This is a genomic window from Aetokthonos hydrillicola CCALA 1050, assembly GCF_017591665.1.
GTDB lineage: Bacteria > Cyanobacteriota > Cyanobacteriia > Cyanobacteriales > Nostocaceae > Aetokthonos > Aetokthonos hydrillicola.
Map to the genome: position 1 here is coordinate 1 of NZ_JAAKGC010000053.1, position 21,434 is coordinate 21,434.

At 39.2% G+C, this 21,434-nt stretch carries 21 protein-coding genes; 9 read left to right on the plus strand and 12 right to left on the minus strand.

Annotated features, from left to right (window positions below):
* Positions 1 to 203: 203 nt before the first annotated feature.
* Both G4P69_RS23140 and G4P69_RS23145 read left to right on the plus strand, forming a co-directional pair.
* Positions 204 to 773: a hypothetical protein gene (locus tag G4P69_RS23140; RefSeq protein WP_208339034.1), complete on the plus strand. Its 570-nt coding sequence runs from the start codon at positions 204 to 206 to the stop codon at positions 771 to 773.
* Between the two features lie 344 nt (positions 774 to 1,117).
* Entirely contained in the window at positions 1,118 to 1,372 is a 255-nt protein-coding gene (locus G4P69_RS23145; RefSeq protein ID WP_208339033.1) for a YkvA family protein, read from the plus strand.
* A gap of 77 nt (positions 1,373 to 1,449) precedes the next feature.
* Here G4P69_RS23145 and G4P69_RS40005 read toward each other — a convergent pair whose 3' ends face one another.
* On the minus strand, positions 1,450 to 1,575 hold the full coding sequence (locus tag G4P69_RS40005; RefSeq protein ID WP_279605106.1) for a hypothetical protein: 126 nt from the start codon (positions 1,573 to 1,575) through the stop codon (positions 1,450 to 1,452).
* Between the two features lie 50 nt (positions 1,576 to 1,625).
* Here G4P69_RS40005 and G4P69_RS23150 point away from each other — a divergent pair, with 50 nt between their 5' ends.
* Positions 1,626 to 1,859: a hypothetical protein gene (locus G4P69_RS23150; protein ID WP_208339032.1), complete on the plus strand. Its 234-nt coding sequence runs from the start codon at positions 1,626 to 1,628 to the stop codon at positions 1,857 to 1,859.
* Positions 1,860 to 2,044: 185 nt separating this feature from the next.
* On the opposite strand, the gene G4P69_RS23155 is transcribed toward G4P69_RS23150, so the two are convergent.
* On the minus strand, positions 2,045 to 6,523 hold the full coding sequence (locus G4P69_RS23155; protein WP_208351352.1) for a WD40 domain-containing protein: 4,479 nt from the start codon (positions 6,521 to 6,523) through the stop codon (positions 2,045 to 2,047).
* 374 nt (positions 6,524 to 6,897) lie between these two features.
* On the opposite strand from G4P69_RS23155, the gene G4P69_RS23160 reads away from it, so the two are divergent.
* Complete coding sequence (locus tag G4P69_RS23160) at positions 6,898 to 7,866, plus strand: tyrosine-type recombinase/integrase (protein ID WP_208351356.1); 969 nt, start codon at positions 6,898 to 6,900, stop codon at positions 7,864 to 7,866.
* 31 nt (positions 7,867 to 7,897) lie between these two features.
* Here G4P69_RS23160 and G4P69_RS23165 read toward each other — a convergent pair whose 3' ends face one another.
* The 7 genes from G4P69_RS23165 to arfB form a co-directional block, all read right to left on the minus strand.
* Positions 7,898 to 8,860: a tyrosine-type recombinase/integrase gene (locus tag G4P69_RS23165; RefSeq protein WP_208351366.1), complete on the minus strand. Its 963-nt coding sequence runs from the start codon at positions 8,858 to 8,860 to the stop codon at positions 7,898 to 7,900.
* 485 nt (positions 8,861 to 9,345) lie between these two features.
* Positions 9,346 to 10,278, minus strand: coding sequence for a tyrosine-type recombinase/integrase (locus tag G4P69_RS23170; RefSeq protein WP_208351369.1), 933 nt, complete (start codon positions 10,276 to 10,278; stop codon positions 9,346 to 9,348).
* 136 nt (positions 10,279 to 10,414) lie between these two features.
* Positions 10,415 to 11,632 carry a TniQ family protein gene (locus G4P69_RS23175; protein WP_208351379.1) on the minus strand — a complete coding sequence of 406 codons (1,218 nt, stop codon included), beginning with the start codon at positions 11,630 to 11,632 and terminating at the stop codon, positions 10,415 to 10,417.
* Positions 11,633 to 11,646: 14 nt separating this feature from the next.
* Positions 11,647 to 12,669, minus strand: a complete 1,023-nt coding sequence (locus G4P69_RS23180) for a TniB family NTP-binding protein (protein WP_243903020.1) — start codon at positions 12,667 to 12,669, stop codon at positions 11,647 to 11,649.
* Between the two features lie 5 nt (positions 12,670 to 12,674).
* On the minus strand, positions 12,675 to 14,900 hold the full coding sequence (locus G4P69_RS23185) for a Mu transposase C-terminal domain-containing protein (RefSeq protein WP_208351382.1): 2,226 nt from the start codon (positions 14,898 to 14,900) through the stop codon (positions 12,675 to 12,677).
* Complete coding sequence (locus G4P69_RS23190) at positions 14,901 to 15,488, minus strand: TnsA endonuclease N-terminal domain-containing protein (protein ID WP_243903021.1); 588 nt, start codon at positions 15,486 to 15,488, stop codon at positions 14,901 to 14,903.
* A 670-nt stretch (positions 15,489 to 16,158) separates the two neighbouring features.
* Positions 16,159 to 16,575, minus strand: a complete 417-nt coding sequence (gene arfB / locus G4P69_RS23195; RefSeq protein WP_208351472.1) for an alternative ribosome rescue aminoacyl-tRNA hydrolase ArfB — start codon at positions 16,573 to 16,575, stop codon at positions 16,159 to 16,161.
* A 454-nt stretch (positions 16,576 to 17,029) separates the two neighbouring features.
* Here arfB and G4P69_RS23200 point away from each other — a divergent pair, with 454 nt between their 5' ends.
* Together G4P69_RS23200 and G4P69_RS23205 are read left to right on the plus strand one after the other, a co-directional pair.
* Positions 17,030 to 17,401, plus strand: coding sequence for a hypothetical protein (locus G4P69_RS23200; RefSeq protein ID WP_208351390.1), 372 nt, complete (start codon positions 17,030 to 17,032; stop codon positions 17,399 to 17,401).
* Between the two features lie 168 nt (positions 17,402 to 17,569).
* Positions 17,570 to 18,382 (plus strand): PIN domain-containing protein, encoded by an 813-nt coding sequence (locus G4P69_RS23205; protein ID WP_313890553.1) that lies wholly within the window; start codon positions 17,570 to 17,572, stop codon positions 18,380 to 18,382.
* 109 nt (positions 18,383 to 18,491) lie between these two features.
* Here G4P69_RS23205 and G4P69_RS39430 read toward each other — a convergent pair whose 3' ends face one another.
* From G4P69_RS39430 to G4P69_RS23215, 3 genes are read right to left on the minus strand one after another with little or no spacing between them, the layout of a single operon-like run.
* Positions 18,492 to 18,743: a DUF3368 domain-containing protein gene (locus G4P69_RS39430; protein ID WP_243903022.1), complete on the minus strand. Its 252-nt coding sequence runs from the start codon at positions 18,741 to 18,743 to the stop codon at positions 18,492 to 18,494.
* 14 nt (positions 18,744 to 18,757) lie between these two features.
* Positions 18,758 to 18,970 carry a hypothetical protein gene (locus G4P69_RS39435; protein WP_243903023.1) on the minus strand — a complete coding sequence of 71 codons (213 nt, stop codon included), beginning with the start codon at positions 18,968 to 18,970 and terminating at the stop codon, positions 18,758 to 18,760.
* Positions 18,963 to 19,217: a UPF0175 family protein gene (locus tag G4P69_RS23215; protein WP_208351397.1), complete on the minus strand. Its 255-nt coding sequence runs from the start codon at positions 19,215 to 19,217 to the stop codon at positions 18,963 to 18,965. Before G4P69_RS23215 ends, G4P69_RS39435 begins: the two co-directional genes overlap by 8 nt.
* A 167-nt stretch (positions 19,218 to 19,384) precedes the next feature.
* Between G4P69_RS23215 and G4P69_RS23220 the strand changes: the two genes are divergently transcribed.
* The 3 genes from G4P69_RS23220 (at position 19,385) to G4P69_RS23230 (ending at position 21,268) form a co-directional block, all read left to right on the plus strand.
* Positions 19,385 to 19,819, plus strand: coding sequence for a hypothetical protein (locus G4P69_RS23220; protein WP_208351399.1), 435 nt, complete (start codon positions 19,385 to 19,387; stop codon positions 19,817 to 19,819).
* Between the two features lie 464 nt (positions 19,820 to 20,283).
* Complete coding sequence (locus tag G4P69_RS23225; protein WP_208345509.1) at positions 20,284 to 20,733, plus strand: Hsp20/alpha crystallin family protein; 450 nt, start codon at positions 20,284 to 20,286, stop codon at positions 20,731 to 20,733.
* 307 nt (positions 20,734 to 21,040) lie between these two features.
* Positions 21,041 to 21,268, plus strand: coding sequence for a hypothetical protein (locus tag G4P69_RS23230; protein WP_208345507.1), 228 nt, complete (start codon positions 21,041 to 21,043; stop codon positions 21,266 to 21,268).
* The last annotated feature ends 166 nt before the right edge of the window (positions 21,269 to 21,434 follow it).

The following is a 21,434-nucleotide window of genomic DNA, read 5'->3' on the forward strand; positions in this document are numbered from 1 at the left end:
ATTTATGAGCAATAGCCTCTAACTTCTTCCATATATTACACGGAAAGATTGAAAACCCCTCTCTCCATGTAATACACCGCTAAGCTCACCAACTCAATGCCCACGTATTACACGGTATCACCAATATATCAACCACCTGGTAATCCAGTTCGAATTGAATGCACTTTAACAACTAATCCAGATGAAGCAAAGGATACAAAACTATGACATACGATTATTGCCTAAAGTTTTACGAAGATGGTCAGAAGTTTAGAGCGGATTTAATAACACCTTTTGGTGTGGATAGACCACAAGATCCGCAAGAAATAGTTAACAAGTATCATGAAACAAAGTTCTATGTGCAGCATGAACCAGGAACGTTAGTAGTCCGGAAGGTAAAGACACCTTACTTTATTACGGGAGTTGAAGTAGTCCAAAAAACGCAGGAGAATGAAGCAGAATTTACTGTGCTTAATGAACTCTACGGTATGAATTTATTGGAAATTTGGAAAGTTTCTTTTGTTAATCATAAAGTATTACCACCAAATGAAGAAACAGTTCTTGAAGAAAGAGTAGACTACACTAACTTCTTTCTCCCTGTGCGTTATGAAAACTTAAACCTTGAGGAATTAATTACTTTCCATGCAACTCATGGTTGGAAAAGAAGTGAAGTGATTAACTCAATAACCAACTTGCTGAAAGTGAAAGAACATGAAGTCAAAAGCTATGAGTGGGAAAACATTGTATGGCTAAGAGAAGAGATGAATAAGCATCCTGAGTTATTAGCTGCTTAGCGTACAAAGTTGGTGGCTTAGTACCAATACCAAGTTACGTGTGTTCAGAATTACCTTAGCGATAGTGAAACTTTTGCTGCTTAACAGTAGAATAGAATTCTGATGAATTACTTTTAGCCTTGTCCAAAAGGGGTAGTTGAACACTACCTCCTTTTTTCAATGTAGATATTTGTGGCTGGTATTTTCTTTCCAGGGAAGTGCCTAATTATTGATAGGTGGTTAATGGCTAAAACTGCTCCTTCTTCGCAATACCGTACAATAAAGGCTGGTTATCCGCCAATCGATGTGTACTAAACCGGCAGCAAAATCAGTGAAGATCAAAATGTCGCTTAAAAAAGTAGATTATGTTTAAGCCTATAAAACTTGTTTATGGCTTGTATCGCAATGCCCTGCGTAACCCCAAATATCGTGGGTGGATAATTGGTGGTACTTTTATGTGGTTGCTTGGTCCCATTAACACTATTCCTGTAGTGGGGGAAATTGATGATGCAATTGTACTGACTATCTTTGCTACTGAAATGTCTCAAATTGTCTTGGAAAGTGTTAAGAACAAGAAACTACAAAAAGAATCAATCCTCACAACTGAAGTTACACGATAACCCTCTTCTCACTTGCTGCATTCCCTCAATGGTCAACACGCTCTAACGGCATTTGGGTAAAGTGGTCTTGTAGTAGCTTAATAGATAAAGCGAGGGCGATCGCCATAGCAGATTCCGTTGATATTTTGGATAATAATCTGCTTTAAATCTGTCTTGATAGCTTCAATTCCCATCGAATCACGGCAAATCGATTTAAGTGCCATAATCAAAGCTTTCTATCAACACTGACTATTTGAAGGGTCAAGAAAACGTAATGGTGGCAAATGCCCTCGCTTGTGATGGAGTGGTACTTATCTGCTGGGAACACCACGAGATCCCAAATATTGCAAATCAAATAGTAGACAATGCTACAACAGTTCCACAGGAATGGTCAGGGAATAGATTTGATCTAATTTGGGTATTCGATTTAGATCCGACATCAGGTAGATATAGCTTCAAGCAGGTTCCTCTGTGCTTACTTGCTGGGGACTTATCTACCCCTATGTAATGCCACAGAAGTATGAAAAAAAGATGCGTTATTCAAGGCAATTACCTTTATTCCTTTTTAAGCATTGCGAGTCAAGAGTGAAGCGCAGATCACACACCCAGTCACCTTACCTTATTGGCATGCGCTCGCTTTCAATAGGGAGGTAGCTTATTACACCTACTATTATCCCTTTCAAGTTTAAAAATTTACTTACCCTCCACCGCTCCTAGAGCTTTAAGCGAGGCTTTCTCAGCTTCTGTTAAACCCGTAACACCTGCAATATTCATACCCTCATACGGTCTTTCATTTCTCATGGTTTTTAAACAATCTCCTGTTAGGACATTCCACAGTTTAATTAATCCATCTTCTCCACAACTTGCAAGTTGATGGCAACTGGGAGAAAAGGAGAGAGACGATATAGTTCTAGAATGTCCATGAAGAATACGCAAACATTTATTGTTATGAAGATCCCAAAGTCTAATAGTTAAGTCATCACTACCGCTAACAAGATATTTACCATCAGGACTAAAAGCAATCGTCTTTACTTGGCCAGTATGTCCCTTCAAATTACATAAGCACTGGCTGGTATGGAGATCCCAAAGTCTAACTTGATAATCATCACTACCACTAGCAAAAACTGTTCTTTCTGCATTAAAAGCAAAAACTGCTCTTGCTAAATGAGTATCCATCTGAAGAGTTTTTAAACATTCACCTGTTTTTACATTCCATAGTTTTATAGTTTCATTATGGCAACAACTGATGAGAATCTGACTATCTGTACTGAAAACAATAAATCTTACCTGTTTAGTATGCCCCTTCAGGTGCCTAATACGAGAACACTTGTGTACGTCCCAAAGTGATATTGTAGTGTCATCACTCCCACTAGCAAATATTTTTCCGTCTAGGCTGAAACTGATTGAACGTATCCAACTACTATGCCCCTGTAAAAGAGTATCCGTTTTTACTCCCGAATAGGGATTCCAAAATATTATTTGGTAATCGTCGCCACTACTTGCAAGAATATTACCTCCAGGATTAAAAGCTAATGAGTGTATCCAGCTGCTATGACCATACAACTCTTTAAGACAGCTTCCTGTCTGTACATCCCAGATTCTTACAATACCATCTTGACCAGCACTTGCAAGAGTTTGTCCATCTGGACTAAATATAATTGACTTCAACCAATCTGAGTATCCTTGAAAGAGAGTTATGCAAACTTCTTTTTTTACATCCCATAGTCTCACTGTGTGGTCTTGGCTACCGCTGGCAAGGATTCCGCTTTTAGGCTGGAAGGCTACAGATTGCACCCAATTATTGTGCCCTATCAAAGTTTTCAAACACTGTCCTGTTTTTGAATCCCAAATTTTTATAGTGTGGTCAGAGCTACTACTAGCAAGAAGTGAACCGTTAGAACTATAACCAAGTGAGTTAATTTGAGCATTATGTGCTTCCAAGCTTTTTAAACATTGTCCTGTGTAAATATTCCAGATTTTGATAGAGTAATCTTGACTAGCACTAGCAATAGTTTCTCCATCAGGACAAAAAGCGATAGCTTTAACCCAGTTTGTATGTCCTCGCAAAGTTTTAAGATTCTGTCTAGTCTCTACATCCCAAAGTTGTAAAGTATAATCTTGACTAGTGTAAGCAAGAGTCTTGCCGGAAAAACTAAACGCAACTGAGCGCACATACCCAGTTTTATTAGATAGAGTTTCAAAGCACTCTCTTGTACTAATTTTCCAAAACTTCACTGTACAATCTTCACTACCACTGGCAAGAATTTGACCATCACGACTAAAGGTAATTGAGCGTACAGCACTATTATGTCCATGTAATGTTGCTACACATTCACCGGTATTGACATCCCAAATTTTGATAGTACTGTCATTACTAGCGCTAGCAATGATTTGACCATTAGGACTAAAACTTAATGAACGTATTACGCCCTTATGTTCTTTGCGCCTCCATAATAGCTTTTTTGCTGTAACTTGCCATAGACAAATTTCCCCATTCGCATCACCAGATATTAAAAACTGCCCATTTGGGTGGAAAGCTACAGAAAAAATTTGGCTGATAACTTCAGTAAAAATACAGCCTGTTAGATTAGCTTTAATACTGTTTACATAACGTAAACTAGCATTGGAAAAATTAGCTTTGCAAATCACTGCATCAGAAATATCTCTTCCTTCCAGCGCTCTGCTATCAACTTTTACTATGAGAGTTGCTGCATTACCTCCTACATAGCCAACTTCAGCTTCAGTTTTACCCCGTGTTGTATCTAAAATTCTAAAAAGAGGTGAGCTAGTAGCTAGCATTGGCACGAGTAAATCTCTAACTGCTTTAGTCAGCGGTGCTTGACCAAAACATTGACGAAGTTCTACTAAAGATTCAGTTACAAATTCTTTAAGAGGCGGAATAGGCAAGATGCCATCTTCCTCATTCATTTGCCGTTTAAAATAAGATGACCAAGTATAATTCTGTGGTGTAGCACCTATCTTTAAATGAGATTGCACTTGTGCCAACTCAGTACAATCCTTAGCCAATACCCCCAGTTCTGCGGCAAACTTATATGCTACAAAAAACTCTAATAATGACCTATGTGCTGGAGTATAATCACCATCAGCATTGCGGATGAGCATCGTTTGCCCCATCATATCGTGATGCCAGTGGTCTAAATCCTTCTCCTCTTGCACCATAGAACCAAAAAGCCGACGGATATGTTCAGGAAACAACCGATAATTTAGACTCATTTGATTGGTGGAGAGCATCTGCCAAGACAACTCACACAAAAAGTAAAGCTTGTCTGCCAAAGAAGTGAATGTACGTTCCGCTTTAATATCGCGCTCCATCTTCCGCCGTACCGCATAAAGATAAACCCGCGACATATCTACTGGTTTCCCTATCTCAATATCTGGCAGCGCTTCTAGAATTAACTCGGTCATCACCGGACGACGCGCTAAATCCAGCAGTTGAGGATTGCTCATGAGTTTCCCTACTGTCGTAGGTTGAGCTTGAAATGATAACACCTGCTGAATCTGGTCATCGTTGAATTTCTCTAGCTCTAACACTTCAAACTGAGGTGTTTCTCCAGTTAAATTAGCAGTTGAAGCAAGCAATTCTGCATTAAGCAGTGCTCTACCTTCTTTTGCTTCTGGAAAATGTTCAGTACGACAAGTCAGGATCACTTTAGCGCCGGGAAGTACTACCTTCGCTAATTCCCAAAAGTTATTAATCATCTGTTGGCGGTCAACTCTAGCTGCCATTTCATCAAAACCATCAAAAATCAGCAGCAGCTTACCCATGCGGTTTAGTTGCTCAAATACCGAATACCCCTGTAAAGGAATTTCGTACTTACGGAAGAAAAACTCAGAAAACAGTGACTCTACACTCACTGCTTTAGCATAATCGCCCAGTGGAATAACTAAAGGTAGACGCGGACGTTCCACACCCCTTCTTTTTGCTTCTAAGTAACGTTGCAACGTTATCCACGCATAGTGCAAAGCAAACCAAGTTTTCCCTGTACCGAACTCACCCAAGACAGAAATATGCTCTTTAGCTGGGTCATCAAGCCAAAGATCAATGTAACCATCAATCCAGCCATCACGTTCATCGTAACAACTAACACCTATCTTATTTTTGGTAACAGGATCAAATTCTTCTTTAGTGCAAGCTAATGGTACATATTTAGTATCAATTTGCCGACGCTTAATTTCTGCCTCCAGCCAGTTGAGATAATGGCTAAAATCTGCGTCTTGGTCTATCAATTCGTCAAAAGTATAGCAAGCAAGGTGACGGTTTTCTTCTTTTTCTACCTCATCACGCGCTGCCCTAGAAATTCGCCTGACTGTTACTAACCACCCCTCATCAGTCCTTTGTTTTTCTGATGAGGAGCGTAAAGCCATGACATCACCCAGTCCTGCCTCACCCTCAATTCCACGTATAAGAATACGGTCATAACGATTACGTCTTACCGGAATATTAATAATCCACTCAAAATAATTTTCTGACCAAACTTCATATTTCTCAAAGCGATAACCCAAAGTTTCAAACCAACCGCGCATCTGTTGGCTAAGAGCGTAGACGCGAAGCGGCTTGTCGTTAGACATCGCTCTACATTGGTTTGAATTTTCTGAAAGTGCTGGGTAACTTTGAGCAGCCAACCTTGCCATTTCCGTACGCACCCCTTCCAGGGTTGGCAGTCTATCTAATTGCTCAGTGATGGTCGCAAGTTTTTTATGTAAAGACGAGATCGCCTGATTAGTCAAAACTTCCGCAGGCGTGCGGCTGCGTTTAGCCACTTCCGAAAAAACAATGTAGAATGCAGCAATTTCACGTCTTACATTAATGCCCAAAGCTTTAATTTCATCACCCAAGACATAACCTTCAATGAAGGTATCAACTTCAGACAAAAGGATTGAAGGGTTGTTGTGGTCGAATGCTTTACGAAAAGCCTGTCTTATCGGTTCCTGCCTAAAAAGTTCTAGTATTGGCTTGGGTTTACCAACGCCGTATTCTACCAGCGCATAAGCATAAATTGCACTAAAATCAGCAGGTGGATGCTCAGGAGCAAGGTTAAATTGCTTTAATAATTGAATGACGATTTCACTACGCTCAAGTTTATCTTTAATAATAGGGCTGGCAAAGCCAGTAATAGCATTAATAATGGATTCTAGGTTGGGTGGGAACACAGAAACCTTCTACCTTGTCACTATTGCTTATAGTACATTATGTATGCTTTTGCTAGCTAGCGCTATTCTTGGGTAGCGCCAACTTTCAACTCCCACAAGACGGCAGGCTTTTAACTACCATCCTGCACAGATTGAACATTTGAACGAACTGGAATCAAAGCTCTAGCGCATCTACCTCACCCATTATTGCTAAAAAATACTACGCAACCAACTATTTTTTGTGGCTGCCACTAGAATGGCAATTTAAGTGGTAGAGTGGCACGATTACTGTACTTATATTTGTAATGTACAAATCTTGCATAGTACGGTTGTGCATCCCATTCCAAAGCTTTATTGTCATGAAATAAGTTTCTAGCAGCAACTTCCGGTTAGCGATGTCAAACCAAACTGTCACATCGCTGGTTTTGCAACAGCCACCAGCATTAACAGAACATCCCGCCTTGGTCTATTTGTCCGGGCTTGCACCTGGGTCTGTTGCAACCATGAAGCAGGCACTAAATTTGATTGCTCATACCTTAACAGACGGAAAAGCCGATTATCTAACCTTCAACTGGGCAGCCCTTCGTTACAAACATACAGCTGCTCTTCGTGCTGCTCTCATTCAAAACTACGAACCAGCAACAGTTAATAAGATGCTATGTGCTTTGAGGAGAGTACTCAAAGAAGCGCTGTTACTAGAATTGATTTCACCCACTGATTATACTCGTGCTATTAACATTAACAGTATTAAAGCAACCAAAGAACTGCGTGGACGAGCCTTGACTCAGGATGAAATCAACTCACTCATGAAAGTTTGTGTAAGCGATCGCACAAACGGTGGGTATAGAGACGCCGCATTAATCGCTATCTTACGCTGCGCAGGACTGCGGCGGGCTGAAGTGGTAAACCTTAATTTGGTGGACTTCCATCCCCTTGCAGACGGAGAATTAAAAATTATTGCAGCCAAAGGTAGAGTAGACCGGACAGTCTATATACCCCCTTCAGCAATCTCAATAGTCAACAACTGGATTGAAGCTAGAACTAATGTTCCTGGTCCATTGCTCTGCAAAGTTAATAAAGCAGGAAAAGTGGTGTTGCAGAAACTTTCACCCCAAGCAGTCTTGTTCATTTTACACAAGCGTGGTACTGAAGCAGGAATACCATCATTCTCCGCGCATGATCTTCGCAGGACATTTATTTCAGAACTGCTAGATGCTGGAGTAGATATAGTGACCGTGCAGAAATTGGCTGGTCATGCCAATGCACAAAGCGTCAGCCTCTACGACAGACGTGGTGAATCAGCGAAAAAACAAGCAGTCAAGGCATTAGATATTTTTGAACCTGAAGCTATCCAAACTGCTTAGTGCGAGCACGCCCGTTCTACGGGTGGGAGTCTCATTTCGTTTTTTTAGGAGTATAGGGAATACCCAAATTCTCCACAGCCCTACGCTTGGTTTCCTCCCCACGCCGATCATACTTACTGGTCGTTATAGGCGAGGCATGCCCTGCTAACTTCTGCACGGTGACAATATCTGTACCACAATCCAACAGATCTGAGCAGAATGTACGGCGGAAATCATGAGGAGAAAACAATTCCACACCAGCCTCTTGCGCCCGTTTTTTCACAATCCAAAGCACCGCCTGCGGACTTAGCCGCTCCAGTTCCACTTTTTTCCCCTTGCGTATAGGACACAATAGTGGTCCTGGTTTCCTACCCCTCACTAAGAGCCAATCTTCCACCACCAAGATCCCAGAAGTTGGTAAATACACCGTTCTGTCTTTTCCCCCCTTCCCATAATGTATCTCTAGCTGCCCAGTGGTTGCACTAAAATCTCTCAAATTCAAATTAACTGTCTCTGCCCGCCTGAGCCCAGCACCACGTAAAATTGCTATCAGTGCTGCATCTCTCGCCCCCTGGGGTGCAGAGTCTTCTACACACACCTGCATCAGTGCCGCAATTTCATCACTTTTTAGCGCCCTGCCTCGGAGATTCTTTTTTACCTGTACACTCGGAAAATCCACTGCTTTTGCGTAATCATTGGCACTCATTAAATCCAGTCTCAGCGCTTCTCGTAAAACTCGCCTTAATGCACACAACATTTTATTAGCAGTTGCCGGGGCAAACCTTTGCATCAAAGCAGTACGGATCGCTGCTGTATGTTGATAACGCAGGGAAGCCCAATTCAAGGTCATAGCATCACACTCATTATCAGTCAACAAAGACGCTATGGAATTTAGCGCTTGTTCCATCGTCGGTCTTGAACCTGACCCTAACGCAGACAGGTAAACCGCCGCCGGATGTAGAGTCAAGGGCGTTGGTGTACTTAAAATAAGTGATTCGACTGTCCACGTTTGCATAAACGCTGATGATGAGTGCCTTTTGACTATTTTACTAATCAGAAGTGCCGTTCTAGTCAGCAAATTTCATACCTGTAGGGTAATACATAAAAACTAAAAAATAGATGTCAAATCCTTATGTAATAAGGGTTTGGAGTATTACAAAATCAAAGGCGCTCCCCCGAAACTACACCTGAAAATTATTCAGTGCAAGAAATACGTTATTTTTCTTGCACTCCTCTAAAAAGTAGAAACCGGATGCTATTAATGAAATATTCCTTAACATTTGCGCACTAGAAACCCCGGCAGAGTGCGAGTGTAGGCGGAGGATATAACGTATATAAAAATTTAGTATACGTAATAAATCTTTGAGAAATCCCCCTGCTGCTCCAACATTTTCCTTATTGTGCGATCGCTCCCGAGGAAGACTAACTGTGGAGCCTCAATTTTATCCCTGTACGTACATATGAAGATGCTATTAACACTTCCAATATGACCACCAGTCCTCAAACCAAGTCTTCGAGCAAGGCTGTAATTTTTCCCTGTGCCTTAGCACGGTTGTCGTCGTAAATCATTAGGGTGTTAAGATCCGCATGACGCGAAAGCTTTTGCACGCTTCTTACATCTCCCCCGGTTACATCTAGTGCAGCAGTTACCGATGAGTGTCTAATTTTGTGAGGACTGACAGTTTTAGAAATGCCAGCAGCTTGTGAAATCCCAACTACAATTTTACGAATGCCATCTCCTGTTAACCGATGACCGTAGTGAGGACGTAGCGAAATAAACAAGGGCTCTTTAACGTCAGGTTCTTTCCTTGCCAATAACCAATCTTGGAGTGCTTGACAAGTTTTGGGCTGTAAATCAATATTTTCCTTTTGAGATCCTCTTCCTTTACCCAAGATATTTAAAGTCTGGGCATCTTGATCGAAATCTTCAATATTACACTGCGAGACTTCCTCCCGTCGAAGTGCATTTGCCCACAATAATCTCAATAGAGCATAATCCCGCTTACCTTTTAATGTCTCCCTATCTGGTACAGCCAACATTTTCTTGAATGCTTCTTTTTCAATACCTGTTGTATCTCGGTAAGCTTCAACTTTTTCACTTTTGATATCAGCTAAAGTCCAACTACATTGTCCCACTCCGTAAGCATAATTCACGAGTGATTTGATTGCTGCAATGGAACGATTTACGCTCGCTTCTTTTAACTCCTTGTCGATTAATTCAGCTTTGTAACGCAATACCAGGGTCGCAGCACTAAACCTCTCCATTTGCAAAAATTGCATCACTAAAGTCGGTGTTAATTGGCGATCGCACACGTACAGGAAGAACTTTCTTAATTCCTTACTATACTCCTGGCGTGTCCCCTTATTGCGCTTACTAGCTAGCCATTCTGACATTATATTACGGTCATCTGGTATATCTGTCGGTTCGCGCATAAAGTGAAATTTTTTCAACGGAATAATCAGGGTTTTGGCTCATGCTGTCGCGGACTAAGTGAAAATTTGTCGCGGAGTAAGTGAAAATTTCTAGCATCTGTCGCGGACTAAATGAAAATTTCCAACATATATAACATTATAAATACTCAAATGGGTTAAAATATATTGTAAAGAAAATTGTGTCATCATATATATCCAATTCACTAATAGCAAAAAGCTTAGCCAGGGTTAGTTCTTCTAACCTCACTATTGGCACTAATTGCTGGTTCATAGTCTTCCATTGTTTTTGGGGTATACGTAATGAATGAGACTGGAATTGTTGGCGGAGAGATACTTGTATTTGTTTAATAGACATTTTCGACAAGAAATCCCAAAAATAATCTTCTATGACTTTATTGATAAAGCTATATTCTTGTTTGGAAAAACAGTGTAGCAGTGACTGAAACAAAAACAGTAAACATTCATATTTATTTTGCCTCCTTGAAATAAACATATAAGGATTTTCTAAATACTTTTCATAGCCCGACATGAGATTATAAAATTCACTCTGCCAGTTTAATAATATAGAAAAAGCTGTATCAAAATAAAACTTATCAGATCTGAGTGAATAAGTTTCAGGTTTAAACCTTGCCTTAAATTTTTCTCTAATGTAATGAATATCATTAAATCTTCTTAGAGAGAATAAAAGGTTAACCAAAGATTCTAAATTTAATTTAAGGACTGGATTATCAAGAGATAAAATATCATTTGTTTCAGACTCGGAACCAGGAATATGGCAAAGCTTATATATATGCAACGATAAAGCTGTCTGATCACTCAAAACAAATTGCGGTTGACAGTCACGCCAGTCTTGTCCACATTTACATTTAACTAATGAAGTTTGAAACCATTTAATTTCTTGATGACATATCGGGCATTTATCTATCAGTAAACAGTGATGAAATGGACAACTAGTGACAAAAGATAAATCCCAAATTCGTCGATAATAAGCTTTGGATTGTAAACAAACTGGACAAAGTCTGACACGAGATTTGGTCAAAGTATAAGTAGGAAGAATACTTCCAAAGACCCTAACTCTATCCTCATATATGCTACTCCAAGGGTTTAGAGAAGGAAATGCCATCGACCAAAGAATACTTTCTTCTACATCAGATCTGAAGCTAAGTTGAGACAAATCATCAGTTTCACTTCTGAAGACATTGGCGTATACCCCTCTTTTTTTCAAACCAGACATCTGAAAAATCCAACAGGATAATGAGTAGTAATTACTCTCAGTAAGTCGGACTATATAACCTGCTAAGCTCTCGTCTGGATAAGGACGAGGACGGCGTATAAGTCTTCTTGAAGCGTACATTCTCTCATAAATGACTATTTGTGTAAAACATCAGAAGAAGAAAGCGCTTTCTTCTTGGGTTTAATTCGACCAGAAGTAGCTCCTTCTTTGGTCGATGATTTGTCAAGTACAAAAGAATCTTCTATCAATAGAAGAACATCATCGGTTAGAAAAGGGTTTTTCTTGTGAGGTTTATCGGCTAAGACATACTTATCAAAAGCAATAGCTAATACATTACTATCAAGTTTTTCTTGACGAAGTTTAAGTGCCAGATATGTTCCATAACGAATTAGCTTCATCACATAAGCAACGATACCATCAGAAGCATAGTAGAAACGGAGAGCCATTTCCTCAGAAGCTAAATCAACAGAAGACACGAGAGGAAGTTGTGAGGATACTGCGTGTAGAAAAGTCCGAAATTCTTTGCCAGAATCAGTCTTCCAAGAAAAAGGACTAAGACTATATCTATTAGCAAACCTACGACTGAGTTGACAATTAACATGAAAAACCGCTTCGGCTTCTGGTAATCCAATTAAAACCATTGGTATCTTAGTATCCAGAATTAAATCCTTCAACCAGTCCGATACCGTTTTGAGAACTTTGGCGGAGTCGCGGTCAATAAAATGTTGAAATTCGTCTAAAAAAACGAGGGATACTTCACAGTCTCTCATTAATCCAATTAGTCTGATGGTCTGATTGCTTATGGTTCCTTTTTCATAGGCAGGATCTCCCAGTTGCCACAGCAGTTTACTGACCATACTTTTTACTGTTGCGGGGGAAGGAACTGTCACAGAAAGAACCTGAACAATGGTACCGGACGATGTTTCGCGTCTTGGGTACCTTTGAGCATAACTATTGAGAATAGTAGTTTTACCTGCTCCAGTTTCTCCCTTTAAAAACAAACATTCCGGTTCATCTTTAAGGTCAGATAAGTGATGACAATTTTCGATGGCTGATAAGATTTCTTTGAATCGAGGATAGGCAACATAAATGTTGTTGGTTAAGCATAACCGCTCTTGAAATGCCAAATCTTCTTCGTATTGTTGAGATGTTGACATTATACTTATTCTCCTAAAGGTAAACCGATACTTACATCCCACCCTGCTAGGTCTGGTTTCCATTCAGCAGTCTCAGCAAGGGAATCAGAAACTTTTTCTTCAACTGAGGTAGTCAATTTTTTACTTGTTCTACGTTGTCGCTTCTTTTGGATTGAAGTTGAAGCGGACTTCAATCCATCAACCTGGGTTGAACTGTTATCAACCGACTTAATTTCTGTACTAAAAGCATTGCTATCAACTACTTGGTTTGCCGGGTAGTCGTTGAATGCACTGCCAAGGTCGGATATACCTGTCATCACGCTCTTAGTACTACTAAATGTATCAACTTTGTCTGTATCATTACGAATTACTTGCTGAGAAGATTCAAGGTTTTCTGTGAGGAAATTATTTCTTAGAGTCCCTTTCCACCTTGCCAAGGATGTGCGAGTTTTATTGTTTTTAGATAAACTCCATTCCCGCTCAACAATTCGTTGAATCTTCTCTTTGGCTAAAGCTAACGCCACAATATCAACTTGTTCTGATTCAATGCGTGCCAGTTGTTTGATAACTTGATGTTGCCAGAGACTCAATCTAAGAGTGTACTCTTGGTTTAGGGCAGGTACTTCTTTAAATTGACGGGTTATTTGGTCAAAGACATAGATTTGGGATAAATCAGTAGGGTCATACTTAACCGTTGTTTTTGAGGCTTCTTTACTCATTGAATGGAGACTAGCTAGCTCAGAACTGTTATAGATAATCCCAAATAACTCCACACCTCTTCTGGTAATTTTTCGGGTGGTTATACTGCCAATTAAAACGAATAGTTCTTGATTAGACGGCGGCAACGCTGGAGGAAATTCCTCAATAGCAAGTGACCAAACTTTTGAGCGAGGAGCCTTCAATTCAGGATGAGAGCTTTGATTATGAATATCAACAATGAAAATATGTATAATTTCTTGTAGAGCTTCAAAAGAAATTACGGCATTCTTAAGCGGATCATAATCATACTGCTTCATGAAGTTGGAAAAACTTTTACCCGGCTGGTCACTTAGCAGTTGACTATTTAAAGCCCCAAAGTATCTTTCAATAGTACTTTTATACCAAGGCATTTTGGGGGGGCAATATTGAATGATGATTCCTAGTTGAAGGCAGGCATCTTCAAAGTGAGTGCTGTAAAATTCCTTGCCATTGTCCACTACAATTACTTCCGGAAGTCCATAAGTGTCCCAGGTGTTTTCTACACTTTTGAATTGGGCGTGGAGATAATTTTTAGGACTAATAGCATGTAGCAGACATTGCATTACTGATAAATAACTGGGAGGGTCAAAACTGAGGTAATAACCTAGAGTAACTCCAGAATATTTGTCAACGGCGCTTGTTAACCAAGGTCTGCCAATGGGCAGGCGATTTTCTGTGTCCACCACAAACAAATTGAGCTTGGTGTGGTCAATCTCTACTCTCTCTAAGGGACGAGTAGGACGCGGACCAGAAAGTACTGGGTTGTACATTTGCTCGGCAATTCTTTTGCCATAGCGACCAGTTGCTACTGTTAATGGCGGCAAACGCGAAATGATTCTATAAATAGTTGAGCGATGAGGAATTTTTAAGGGTTTTTCAGCGAGCATTGCACGAGTCTGATTTTCATGTGTGATTTGGCGTAAAATTTCATCATAAACATCCGCTACATCTGGTTGAGATGTGTCTAGGTAAATGGACTGAATTACCCGGTCAATAATATAAATGACTTCTTTGTGAAGTTTAGGACGGTAGTCTCCCTTGCTAAAATGCCTTGGAACTAATGCGCGAATATCCTGCCCTGCATTCAAATACGTTTTTAGCCAACGATAAAGGGTTAGCCATGTTGGTGGATTGGGGTCATTAATGGACGATGATACTTTTTCAATAACTGGTTGCAGAGTAGCTTTGGTTCGTACTTGTAAATCTAGTTCTAAAACACAGCTAATATATGAGTACTTTCTTTTTGCATCTAGACGAAGTTCTTCTGGAATTTGGGTAAAATCTGCCAGTCGATAATCGGTTTTTCTGGATTTATCACCTGTTGATTGAGTCAACTCAAGTTCCAGTTCGCCTTGAAAAATCAACTGAATTAGAGATGTTTCCTTGATTTTTGATAGTACTTCAGTAACAACATCACATATTTGAAAGTTCCCTCCAGCCAAACGCTGTTTGATGACGTATTCACGTCCATGTAGCCAAAAATGTAGTCCATTTCTAAGTTGAATTCTTTTCATTTACTTTAAAATTAATTCGGCAACATTCACTTGTTTATCGTTAAGTTTAATTAGACTATTTGCATTAATTGGTTGCATCAAGTCTGTTGATAGAAAGCCAAAATACAGAAGCTTAAACAAGTGATTTTTCGAGATCCCTTTTGGCTCCATCTCAAGACAAACTTGTTTTAGCGGCTTTGGTTCAGTGCAGACAAAATAACGTTGGCACTCAAGTAAAAGTTGTAGCTCAAGCGGACAACGAGCGTACTTATAAAGCAGCTTAATATTGTCGAGTTTGGGTTGAATCCGAGTCATGGTATCGGTAACAACTACAAACTCCATGCCAAGTTTTTGACACTCTACAGTGATGTGCCTAAATTTGATGAGATTTTCTTCAGAGTTAACTTTTGAAAGGGGTTTCACCTCTACAACCTGTTGTCGGTCAAGTCTTTGCACCCAGAAATCTGGAGTATAGGTTCTCTGAGTACCTCCGTCGTTATAGCTCACACAGAAGGGCTGACCCTTGTAGGTAATGACGCTTGGGTCAATTTCTAGTAGGTAAATGTAATCCCGCTCAATTTGAGATTCCCACCAGATAGTAGTGTTCATTTTTAAACTGGGGAATTTACCAATTACTTTTTTGTATCCAGCGTTTGTAATGCCTCTTACTCCGACTGCCAATTTAGGTCTTACCTCAAGAGAAGATTGGGTGATGATTAATTTAAAGTATTATATTTTACAGATGCATCTTTTTCACTTAGTCTGCAACAAATTTTCACTTAGTCCGCGACAATTTTCAATTAGTCCGCGAACCGACAGTCATCTGGTATATCAAACGTATTGTCTGTTTGTGGCAGCATTTCAATTATCGAAAAAACTAATTTTCGATAATTACTTTAGCATACACCTAGCTGTGAGGGGAGCATATGTCGGTTCGCGGACAAAGTGAAAATTGTCGTAGACTAATTGAAAATATTCGCGAACGTACAGAAATTATGTTTGTGGAACCCTGATTTTTTAACCCTGATTTTTTCGTATAAAACGGCGATCGCCTTTTACAGGAGTATTGCACCAAAGTCAAATCCAGTATGGATGGAGCGCCTTTTACCCCCAAATTGGTAGAAAATTTCAATTAGTCCGCGATAGTGGTCGGAGTTTTTCACATACTCCACGACAAATTTTCATTTAGTCTGCGACATCAGGAGCCAGAACCCTTGTAACTTTGTTAAAAATTTTTCAATTAGTCCGCGAACCGACAGCATACTTTGATACGCGATCGCTATTCATCCGTAACCTGCCTTCTGATAGACTTAATCTGTCCTCGCTTGTTTTTGCTGTCAAGACGTTTTCTTTGAGAACTACGAGATGGTTTAGTTGGCTTACGTTTTATCTTCAGTACGGTGACGCTTTTTATAAGTTCTTGAAGTCGAGACAACGCCTCAGATTTGTTTTGCTCTTGAGTGCGGTGTTCTTGGGACTTGATGATAATTACTCCATCTTGGGTGATGCGTCGGTCGTTTAGCTTTAACAGTTGTTCTTTATAGAAATCGGGTAGTGATGAAGCCTTAATGTCAAAGCGTAGGTGAATGGCAGTAGAAACCTTATTGACGTTTTGACCTCCAGCACCACTGGAGCGAACCGCAGTAATTTCGATCTCGCGCTCTGGGATTTGAACTGTGTTGGAAATTTCTAGCATCACTTATATTATAACGTCCATTGGTTCAAGCAGATGCGGTTCGATAGTTGTTTTATAAGAATTCAGGAGTCAGAAGAATAAATACTGGTAAAAACCGTGCATTGACTCGTTCAGTAAGATAGGGGTTAAAACTTTTCTTAAAACACTATCCCTTTATGCTGTACGTTCGCTCATTTAAGAAGGGAGAGAGGAATTAATGCCTGAGTGTGTAAGGTTTTAACCTGATTGTGGATCTCATATTGGTGATACCGTGTAATACGTGGGCATTGAGTTGGTGAGCTTAGCGGTGTATTACATGGAGAGAGGGGTTTTCAATCTTTCCGTGTAATATATGGAAGAAGTTAGAGGCTATTGCTCATAAATACGCCCTTGGTGTAATTCCTCATATTACATCTGAAAGATAGGATTTAAAGGTTAAAATTACGGTGTAATACACGGATAGGATAGCAGAGTAATGTTAAAGCGGGACATTCAAGGGAAGTTCGCGCTTAAAGACGATGATTATCGTCAAGTACGCTCTTTAAGAGTAACTGATGAAACCTGGAAGGCTTTGGGTATTGCTGCTGAATGCTTTGGTATGAGTAGAGCTGATTACTTGGAACAGATGATTAGGGGCAATGCTAGCCCAAGTATTACATGGAAAAAAGAGTCGATAAATCAAGCCAAAACTACAGTTGTTCAACTTGCCAACACACCACCCACAGTGGCAAGACTTGAAACTATACGTGACCAAGTTTTACTACAATTAAAGTTAGGTAAGCAAGCTCCAGGCTACAAAGCAGCACTTAAAGCCCTGAATTATTTTATTACCGCACTAACTAGCTAGTATACACAATTTTTTTACCATGTATTACACCGTTATTCTGCTTCAGCTTTGACCATGTATTACACTGTGTCAGCACAATCTGATTTTTACCAGGTTTTTTTCGGGTTTTTTCTTACCCAGTCAGCCATTAATTCCTCTCACCCTTCTTAAATAAGCGAACGTACAGTAATCAAGCAACTAGAACAATTTAGCGAGGGACAGACAAAAGTCATTCTTTCTGAAATTGTTAAGAATGAACTGTTGGTTCACTTAGAGAAAAAAGCGGAAAATACACATGCGGAAATTGACAAAGCTTTAAGAAATGCTAAAAATTATTGGCTACTTGAAGATAATACTATCGATAGTATAAAATTTTCTATTTTTCAGGATAAAAAACCAACATTAATTGCTGCTGAACGCTTAGAGAAATTTATCGAAATAACGTCTCTAGAAATAGTTGATGCCCAAAACCATATAGCGGTTAGTCAACTGTTAGAAAAATACTTTCAAGCTAAACCACCATTTGCAGAGACAGGAGAAAAGAAGAATGAATTTCCTGATGCTATAGCTCTAATGTCTTTGGAGGTATGGGCTAAAAAAAACACGACAAAGGTTTTAGTAATTTCAAAAGATAAGGGTTGGGAACAATACTGTAATGACTGTGAAAATCTTATTTTTTTTAATGATTTGTCAAATGCTTTTGAATTGTTTCAATTGCAAATAAAACCTTATGATATATGTAAGCGATTATCGCAAAAGTATGCCAGTGGTCAGCTTGGTTTTGTAACAAATGAAATTAACTCTGCCTTAAACAATGGGATTTACAACTTTAATATATATGTAGAAGCAGAATCTGCTTATCAATATGAAGATGAAATAACTGATATCAATTATGAGAAATTTGAGTTCAAAATTATTAAAGAACCTAATATTATATTTAGACCTATAAAATTTGAGACAGACACTCTAGTTGTTGAAGTAGATTTGTTATCAGCAGTGTGACTTTTGCTTCAGATCAGTCTTAATCAGTTAGTGCTGCATATATAGGGACAGAATGACCACCGGGTACTCTTTACGCTGTATCCAATTCTAACTCTCACCAGCTTGCAAATCATGCAAAATTAATGACTGTTTTGCTTAGACGGATATTGCGAGCAAGCATCCGTTGAATTGATTGTTGTATAGATATTGAGTACCCTTCCCTTTTAGCACGTAATAAAATGCCAATAGTACCTGTTACTGAAAGACCACTTAATCTCGCTACTCGTCTACCAGTTGCTTCATCAATACAGACCGTTTGGATGTTTTCATTGATGGCGAGTTGAATAACCGCTGCTTCACCGGAATCAAGGGAGTTAAGCAAAAAAGGAGAAATATTTACAGGAGTTGGCCATTTTTGTAGCCAAGAAGCTGCTTCAAATTCAGGTGCGCCAAACCTACTAGCACAAATATGTAAGTATTTCCTGACAAACTTCTGTCTTGGACTAAAACTTGATGATACAAAGATTCGAGAATATTTAAATCTCCTAAAGCAGCTATTAGGGAAATAACTGGGGCTGTGTTAATAACTATTTTATCGGTATTAGGCATTTTCGAAATCAGATAAAAGTTCCTCTTGTGTTAAATCAATCATTGAAACTCCATAACGATGTAAATTGAGTAAAAAAGAAACTCGATCTATACCTGCTAATTGTGCTGCTACGCCAGAAGAAATGCGTTTCATTTCAAACAGCTTAACCGCCATTGCCATTTTTGCTTCTTGCTCAAACTGTTCTCGCGTCTGTTGTAAGGCATCTGGTAAAGTTTCTGGATAGTCTATTTTGAGTTGTAAGGACATATTTTTTTCATCTAATTCCTAGCTAGACAGCGATGCAACGCCGACTTTTTATTGAAGTAGTATTCGATTGTTGGTATTTCGTTGTCCAATCTTGATAGTGTGAAAGAAGCTCAACTGGTTCAATTATCCTTATTTGAATGATTTTACTTGGAGACACCCCTTATATTATGAAGAAGAGTTTGCTATCTAGTTTACTCATTATCTCGGTCTTCCTCAATGGATGTCTCAAGTTTGAAGAAAACTACATTTATACAGATGGTCAGCCCGCTCCCATTGCAGTAATTGAGAAGTGGATTGGCGCACCGTTACTTAGTAGCTACTCAGATTTAAAGTATAAAATTATTAACGATGCTCCTGATAAACATGTAGAAATCGCGCTCAAAGTACAAGAGAGTTACTACCTAGCTGTGATCAAAAACTTGGTGAGAGACAATAATTCTATTAAAAGTAAAATATTATACTTAAATAGTGGGAACAGTCCTAATACTTTTATGAAGCCTCCTTCAGCAGGCACACCTGTTTGGACTTCTAAAGAAGGATTTTATCATAAGTATATTTGGTATCAAGACTCAATCCTTTATGTTTCTTATGCGGAAGGTTAGATCAAACGAGCACAAAAATGTTTTCTCTAAATCCGGAATGGTGGAATTCGGTGTTGTAGCTCTATACAGATAAACAAATTAACTTAAAAATCGCTATACCTAACCACAGACCATGCTGTTTCTCTCAGTATGGTCTTATATTTTTAAATGACAATTTGTAGGGTTTCCCGTACCAAAATATTGCAAGCTTCCACACCTAACAACACAATTCGGTAATCATCATTTAACTTGTGCTAAAAACCGAATTTACAGCCTTTTTATCAATGACTAATATGAGATTAAACCAAGCAATTAAAGAAGGAGTCAGGAGTCAGAAAACAGAATTCCTGAAGTTAGGACAGGCAAAGATTCATATCTACTCTACCCTGTAAGTGCTACAAAATCTTAGACTTCATTCTGAATTCTGAGTACTGAATTCTTTCTGATTAAATTCTGAATTAAACAAGACATATCAAGGATAGGTTATGTTAATTCGTTACAATTCCTGGCAAGACTTCAACACTCTTCACCGTCAAATCAACCGTTTGTTTGATTCAGCTTTAACCCCAGAAACAGTGAGAGAAAGAGCTTTTACACGTGTTCCTCCGGCTGAACTTCATGAAACAGCAGATGCTATCCATTTGAAACTAGAAGTTCCAGGTATGGAAGCTAAAGACCTGGATGTGCAAGTCACAGAAAACGCTGTTGCTATCAGTGGTGAGCGGAAGTCCGAAAATAAGACTGAAGAAAATGGTCGTACCGTGACTGAATTCAGCTATGGCAAATTCCAACGTGTAATTCCCCTATCTGCTCGTATTGAAAATACCAACGTTACAGCAGAATACAAAGATGGCATTTTAAATTTGACACTGCCTAAGACTACTCAAGAAAAGAACAAAGTTGTCAAAGTTAACTTAGAGCAAGCTTCTGCATAGTTGGTTATTATCTTGAACTGGTTCAACGGTTTGTAATTGGTTGATTAAGTTTTAGCCTAGTTGCTTTTATGCACTGGGCTTTTTTATTGTCCCGCACAACCATACTATATTAATTAGACATATACTGAAAGCCTCGTGTAAGTTTTCAAAGTCAAGAATGTTAACCATGACTAACGTCACACTAATCTCTCCACTACAGTCATACAGGAGTGAGTAGCTTTTTCGCTACTAACTAAGAAACTGGAATTTTAAGATAGTGAGTATCAACCACAGAGTTAAACAATCAAGAAAAGGAAAATTAAATTGTATGAAAAAGATAATTGCAGGTGTAATGATTGCTATTCCTTTAATGATGACTACCTTTGGAACAAAAGCTGATGCGTCACAAGGTTTTGTAAATAAGAGTATTCGCCCAATTGCATCTAGACCAGAATTCATTGCACGGGCTAAACATCGTGTATTAGTTCCTGGACGTTGGGAATACAGAAATCACCGCCGTGTCTGGGTTAAAGCGCACTATGAATGGAGATATTAGAACGAGCGAATGATAGATCTAGTGTTGCAGAATATGGTCAATATATAAATAGCTCCTAAGTTTTCAGGTACATAGATATTTTCCTCACACATTTGAACCTAATCACACCTTAGAAATACCCCCTAAATAAGGGGGATTTTTCTTTTTTGGAGTTGAGCGAGACAAT